At 64.6% G+C, this 5,038-nt stretch carries 9 protein-coding genes and 1 pseudogene; 2 read left to right on the top strand and 8 right to left on the bottom strand.

Annotated elements, in window-relative coordinates; genetic code table 11:
- Positions 1 to 323: 323 nt before the first annotated feature.
- Both EOA33_RS39800 and EOA33_RS39795 read left to right on the top strand, forming a co-directional pair.
- Complete coding sequence (locus EOA33_RS39800) at positions 324 to 656, top strand: cupin domain-containing protein (protein ID WP_145965838.1); 333 nt, start codon at positions 324 to 326, stop codon at positions 654 to 656.
- A gap of 26 nt (positions 657 to 682) precedes the next feature.
- Positions 683 to 967: a helix-turn-helix transcriptional regulator gene (locus tag EOA33_RS39795; protein ID WP_210211275.1), complete on the top strand. Its 285-nt coding sequence runs from the start codon at positions 683 to 685 to the stop codon at positions 965 to 967.
- On the opposite strand, the gene EOA33_RS23910 is transcribed toward EOA33_RS39795, so the two are convergent.
- The 8 genes and pseudogenes from EOA33_RS23910 to EOA33_RS23880 form a co-directional block, all read right to left on the bottom strand.
- Positions 964 to 1,575, bottom strand: coding sequence for a LysE family translocator (locus EOA33_RS23910; RefSeq protein ID WP_126055146.1), 612 nt, complete (start codon positions 1,573 to 1,575; stop codon positions 964 to 966). The two genes, EOA33_RS39795 and EOA33_RS23910, sit on opposite strands and share 4 nt — an antisense overlap.
- A gap of 107 nt (positions 1,576 to 1,682) precedes the next feature.
- Positions 1,683 to 1,964 (bottom strand): annotated as a pseudogene (locus EOA33_RS23905) (YkgJ family cysteine cluster protein); the annotation flags it as partial.
- A gap of 89 nt (positions 1,965 to 2,053) precedes the next feature.
- Positions 2,054 to 2,212, bottom strand: coding sequence for a hypothetical protein (locus tag EOA33_RS39225; protein ID WP_189347697.1), 159 nt, complete (start codon positions 2,210 to 2,212; stop codon positions 2,054 to 2,056).
- A 1-nt stretch (position 2,213) separates the two neighbouring features.
- Entirely contained in the window at positions 2,214 to 2,621 is a 408-nt protein-coding gene (locus tag EOA33_RS23900) for a hypothetical protein (RefSeq protein ID WP_126055147.1), read from the bottom strand.
- Entirely contained in the window at positions 2,621 to 2,875 is a 255-nt protein-coding gene (locus EOA33_RS23895; RefSeq protein ID WP_126055148.1) for a hypothetical protein, read from the bottom strand. The genes EOA33_RS23900 and EOA33_RS23895 overlap by 1 nt, the downstream gene beginning before the upstream one ends.
- Before the next feature lie 293 nt (positions 2,876 to 3,168).
- Positions 3,169 to 3,948, bottom strand: a complete 780-nt coding sequence (locus EOA33_RS23890) for an SRPBCC domain-containing protein (protein ID WP_127406741.1) — start codon at positions 3,946 to 3,948, stop codon at positions 3,169 to 3,171.
- Positions 3,948 to 4,268, bottom strand: coding sequence for a metalloregulator ArsR/SmtB family transcription factor (locus EOA33_RS23885; protein ID WP_127406740.1), 321 nt, complete (start codon positions 4,266 to 4,268; stop codon positions 3,948 to 3,950). The genes EOA33_RS23890 and EOA33_RS23885 overlap by 1 nt, the downstream gene beginning before the upstream one ends.
- Before the next feature lie 85 nt (positions 4,269 to 4,353).
- Positions 4,354 to 5,013 carry a glutathione S-transferase family protein gene (locus EOA33_RS23880; protein WP_126055151.1) on the bottom strand — a complete coding sequence of 220 codons (660 nt, stop codon included), beginning with the start codon at positions 5,011 to 5,013 and terminating at the stop codon, positions 4,354 to 4,356.
- Between the last annotated feature and the right edge of the window lie 25 nt (positions 5,014 to 5,038).

The raw sequence follows: 5,038 nt of genomic DNA, 5'->3' as shown, positions 1-5,038 counted from the left end.
GGTGGCATGGGCGGCATGGACTTCTAAGAAAGTCCATAAAGCACGCCCATCACCTTACGTTGCTCAAGCCCGCAAGCGGGCTTGAGTGGCGGCATGGACTTCTAAGAAGTCCATAAAGCACGCCCATCACCTTACGTTGCTCAAGCCCGCAAGCGGGCTTGAGTGGCGGCATGGACTTCTAAGAAGTCCTGTCCCATCACGAATAGTGAAGGGCGGCAGAAATGCCGCCCTTTTTCGTTAGGCTCGCTTGATTTTGCACTCGGTGACCTTCGCCACGGAATCGACTCCCGCCCGCATCGTCGAGACCATGGTTATGTGAAGGAATAGGGCCTGGCGCGAAAAGCCGCCGCGCTGAGGCCCAGCCCGGCGAAGCGCTGCCGCCAGTCATCAAAGCCGGGGACCCGAAGGGCGACGGCGGCTGGCTCGGCCAGTTCATAAAGCTGGCCGTGTCGGAGGTCGCGGAAAAGCGGGCCGGCAGCGAGACCGTCCTCACCAAGCTCAGCGAGCTGATGTTCGTCGATGTTCTGCGCCGCTATGTGGAATCGCTGCCGCCGCAGCACACGGGCTGGCTGGCCGGCCTGCGCGATCCGCACCTGGGCAAGGCGCTGGCGCTGATCCATGATCGACCGGCGCATAACTGGACGGTGGGGCGCTAGCGAGGGAAGCCGCGCTGTCACGCACCGTGCTCGCCGAACGCTTCACCAGGCTCGTCGGCATGCCGCCGATGCACTATCTCGCCAAATGGCGGATGCAGATCGCTTCGGAATTGCTCAGCGCCGGCAACAGCAGCGTCGCCAACATCGCGGCGGAGATCGGCTACGAATCCGAGGCAGCGTTCAGCCGCGCCTTCAAGAAGGCGATCGGCGTCCCGCCCTCGGCCTGGCGGCTTGGCGTTCGGCCTACGCCCGGTTCCGGAAGCCATGAGGCTTCCGAACCCGAAGGCGAACCGGCCGTGGCAGCGAACTAGCGATCCGTCAGCGCCAGCTTGGCGCCTAGCATGACGAAGGCTCCGGCGAAGGCGCGGCGCATCCAGGTCAGCACCTTAGGCCGCGACACGACATGGCTGCGGATCGACGCGGCGAAGATGCCGTAGCCGACAAAGACGATGAAGGTGACGAGCATGAAGACGCCGGAGAGCTCCAGCATCATCGACAAGGCGTTCGGCTCGGTGGTGCTGACGAATTGCGGCAGGAAGGCAAAGAAGAAGATCGACAGCTTCGGGTTGAGGATGTTGATGAGGATGCCGGACGTGATCACCTTGCCGGCCGAGCGCGGCGCGAGGTTCTCGTCGACGCTGAGACCGCCCCCCTCCTTCAGTGTGTTCCAGGCCATGTAAAGCAGATAGGCGACGCCGAGATATTTCAGCGTCTCGAAGGCGACGGCGCTGGTGTGCAGCACGGCGGCGAGGCCGGTGATGGCGGCGGCCATATGCGGGATGATGCCCAGCGTGCAGCCGAAGGCGGCGATGATCGAGGCGCGCGCGCCACGCGAGAGGCCGGCGCTCAGCGTGTAGAGAACGCCAGTGCCCGGCGAGGCGACGACGATCAGCGTCGTCAACAGGAATTCGATGCTCAAGGCTTGTTCCTCCGCGGCCCCTGCCAGGCGGGAAGGTACCGAGCCGATTGAGGCGGGGCAAGCGGGGTAGGAGAGCAATCTCCCGCCTTGTGGGGGAGACCAACAAGCGGCAGCCCATGCGCCTGGCGAGCCATCAGGCAGTCGTCGCCGCCGGGCACGCAGGCACGGCAGACGTCGGGGCGGAGTTCGTAGATGCCGCAGGCCGTGTGCTTGCCGATCTCGCCGGTCAGCGCCGCACAGCGCACGCCGTCGCAACGCATGCCGGACAGGTCGGCCGACACGTATTTCTCGGGAATGCGGTCCAGCTGTTCATCCGCCTCGGTGGAGAAGCGCGGCCATGCGGCCGAATAGGAACAGCAGGCGCCGCAGCTCTGGCAATCGAAAAGCATGCCATCGACGGCGAGCGGCCAGGCCAGACCGGCGGCCGCGCCGGAGGGCCGGCTCAGGTCTCCACGATCCGCGTCACTCGGCAAGGCCGCTATTTCTTCCCTTTGGTCTTGCGGGGCGGTGTTTGCGCCGGCGCGTCGAACAAATCGGATGCGCTCGGCTTGTCGACCTTCGGCGCGGCAGCCGGCTTGGCCGGCTTTGCGGCGGCGGGTGACGCCGGCTGGTGCTTGGCGGAGAATTTTATGGCCATGTCAGTCCTCGTCAGCAAAACGCGATGACGGCGCCCGCGGATTGCGCAGGCGGCCGATGAGCGCCGAAACCGCCGTGATGTTCATTTCCTCCGGCGACCAGTTCCTGGCTTCCACGAGGTGATGCGGCGCCAGTTCGCGATGCGTGCTGCCGCTATAGGCGGCGTCCGGATGTGTCACGCGCTCATGGGTTTTGCCGTCCTCGCGCACATATTCGATCAGATAGTTGGGGCATTCGGCGCGGCTGCGCACACCGACCCGCACCTGGGCATCGCCATGGGCGCGCTTGCAGCGTTCCAGTTTTTCCAGCACGCGCCGGACATATTCGACCGGCTTGTCCAGGACATCGACCATATCGGCAATCGTCGAATCGGCGGCGATCGGCGTTGGCGGGACGCGCTTGGTGGCCATCAGCGTTTGCCCGTGCGTTTCGGCAAAGCGGCAAGGGCGGCGGCGGCCACCCTGTGCTCGGCTTCCTTTTCCAGCCGTAGCTCGCGCAGCCGCGCGGTCTTGGCCTCGCGGGCCTGGCTGGCGGCATCCTGCTCGGAAACGATGCGACTGAGCGACATCGACTGGGTCCTGGCCCGGCTGAAAAGCGATTCAGCCTGGTCGCCCCGGGTCTTCGAAGTGAGGGACAAAATCTTCTCCTGGTCCGGCGCATCCATAGGCCGGCGCGACGGTGCTTTAGCACATCCCAATCGGCCTGCGACGCACAATTCAGTCCCCAAACGCAAAAAAGGGCGTAAGCATTGCCCTCTTCGTCGTGGCGGTCCATGCTGGCGCACCGTCAGGGTTGAATTGCGACCCAAAAAAAATTGCAAAATGCGGGAACCATCTTGGCATCCGCGCATTTTGGTACGGTCAGCAATTCATGAAAGCAATTTCAGGAAAAGGCTGGCACAAAGGACGCCTCCCGCGCGATAAAAGGTGCGAGGGGCGTTCTTTTTTGTCTGGCGCCTCACATGATCACGCTCATCATCGGCAGGACCTCGTAGCGGAAGCCGCGCCCCGAAAGCACGACCGGGTCGGCGTCAGTCACTGCTCGTGCCTCGGCCTCGCCGCCGACGCGCAGGATGCAGAGGCCCCAGGGCCCGGCCGGGTCGGCGACCGGACCGGCGATCAGCATCGTGCCCTGACGAAGCTGATCGCGCAGGTATTCAGCATGGCGACCCATCAGCGCCCTCTCCTCCTCGGTCAAGGTGAAGGCGAAATCCGGGCGCGGCGGGATCAGCCGGCAATGGAACACGCCGGGCGCCTTGACCCCGGCCTCGCCGGCGAGGAAAGCGCCGAGCCAGCCGAGCACACGCTCCCAGCCCTGGCCGTGATCGCGGCAGGAGTCGTGACGCGGGCCAGAACCTTCGTGGCGCAGGGTGAGCCAGGTCCCGGTCCCGATCGCCTCCAGCGTGTAGGTGACGGTCGTCACGTTGTCGCCGTCCCATGGCGCCTTCCAGGTCATCACAAGGCGGTGCGGCGGCTCGACCTCGAGATATTCGCCCTGGACGTGGAAATCACGGCCGTCGGCGCCCTTGCCCTCGGAGCGCCAGGCGCCGCCCGGCCGAACGTCGGCAGTGTGCTTTGTGGTGCGGTACATGTTGTCGGCACCCCACCAGAGCGGGATCTGGTCCGCGGCGGTGATCGCGCGGAACACCCGCTCCGGTGGCACGGCGATCGTCACCGTCGCCAGGATGGTGCCCGCCGAAACGTCGGCTATTGCGCGTGGTCTCTCATTGCCCGCCATCACTCGTCCTCCAGATAGGATTTCAGGTTGCCGAGGCTCGCCTGCCAGAAGTCGCGATAAGGCATGATCCAATCGGCGACGTCCTTCAGTTCCGCCGGCTCCAGCCTATAGAGCCGCTCGCGGCCGCGCTTCTGCTCGGAGACGACGTTGAGCTCGCGCAGGATGCGCAGATGCTTGGAGATCGCCGGCCGGCTCTGCGAGAAGGCAGAGGCCAGTTCGTTGACGGGCGCCGGCCCCTGCCGCAAACGGTCGAGGATGGCGCGACGCGTCGGATCGGCGATGGCGCGGAAAACGGAGCGGTCGGGATCAGCCTGCGGCATGATACGTATCCATTTGGTTACGTATTATGCCGGACCGGCGCTGCGGTCAATTCTCTTGAAGAGATATGGCATGCCGCCGTCGTGGTCAGTCCTGTTCGTGAGGGCCTGGCTCCGGCCACGTCTCCTTAGCCGCCTCCGTATACCAGTGCCGCATCGCAGGCGTGGAAAGCACGGCGTCGACATAGGCGCGGATATCCGGCGCCAGCTCGCCGCCATAGGTGTCGAAACGGGTGACGATCGGCGCGTACATGGCATCCGCGGCGGTGAAATGACCGAACAGGAACGGGCCGCTCACGCCATGTTCAGCCCGGCATTGCCGCCAGATCGCCTCGATGCGTGCCCGTTGCGTGTCGCCCTCGGCGTCGAGCGGCTTGTGGCTCTTCGGTCGACGCAGGTTCATCGGCCAACCGTAGCGGACCTCGCGAAAACCGGAATGCATCTCGGTCGCCACCGAGCGTGCCAGCGCGCGGGCACCGATGTCGTCCGGCCAGAGCTTTTTCTGCGGAAAGAGATCGGCAAGATATTCAAGGATGGCAAGGGTTTCCCAGACAATCCTGCCATTGTGATTCAAGACCGGCACCAGACCGGTTGGCGACACTTTGGCGAGATTGGCAAAGGTCTCGGGCGTGCGCAGGCGCACGAAACTCTCCTCGAACGGGATCTCCAGATGCCGCATCGCCACCCATGGCCTGAGCGACCAGGAGGAAAAGCATTTGTTGCCGATGAAGAGCGTGAATTCAGCCATGGTGGTTCCCATATTGCCCTCGCAT

The sequence above is a fragment of the Mesorhizobium sp. M4A.F.Ca.ET.050.02.1.1 genome (genome assembly GCF_003997725.1).
In the GTDB taxonomy this organism is placed as follows: domain Bacteria; phylum Pseudomonadota; class Alphaproteobacteria; order Rhizobiales; family Rhizobiaceae; genus Mesorhizobium.
This window is presented reverse-complemented; position numbering and strand designations above follow the sequence as displayed.

What these genes read in the sequence shown, in the direction of transcription:
- EOA33_RS39225 (WP_189347697.1), bottom strand. Translation starts at nt 2,212, where the DNA reads ATGGCCATAAAATTCTCCGCCAAGCACCAGCCGGCGTCACCCGCCGCC.
- EOA33_RS23900 (WP_126055147.1), bottom strand. Translation starts at nt 2,621, where the DNA reads ATGGCCACCAAGCGCGTCCCGCCAACGCCGATCGCCGCCGATTCGACG.
- EOA33_RS23895 (WP_126055148.1), bottom strand. Translation starts at nt 2,875, where the DNA reads ATGGATGCGCCGGACCAGGAGAAGATTTTGTCCCTCACTTCGAAGACC.
- EOA33_RS23890 (WP_127406741.1), bottom strand. Translation starts at nt 3,948, where the DNA reads ATGGCGGGCAATGAGAGACCACGCGCAATAGCCGACGTTTCGGCGGGC.
- EOA33_RS23885 (WP_127406740.1), bottom strand. Translation starts at nt 4,268, where the DNA reads ATGCCGCAGGCTGATCCCGACCGCTCCGTTTTCCGCGCCATCGCCGAT.
- EOA33_RS23880 (WP_126055151.1), bottom strand. Translation starts at nt 5,013, where the DNA reads ATGGCTGAATTCACGCTCTTCATCGGCAACAAATGCTTTTCCTCCTGG.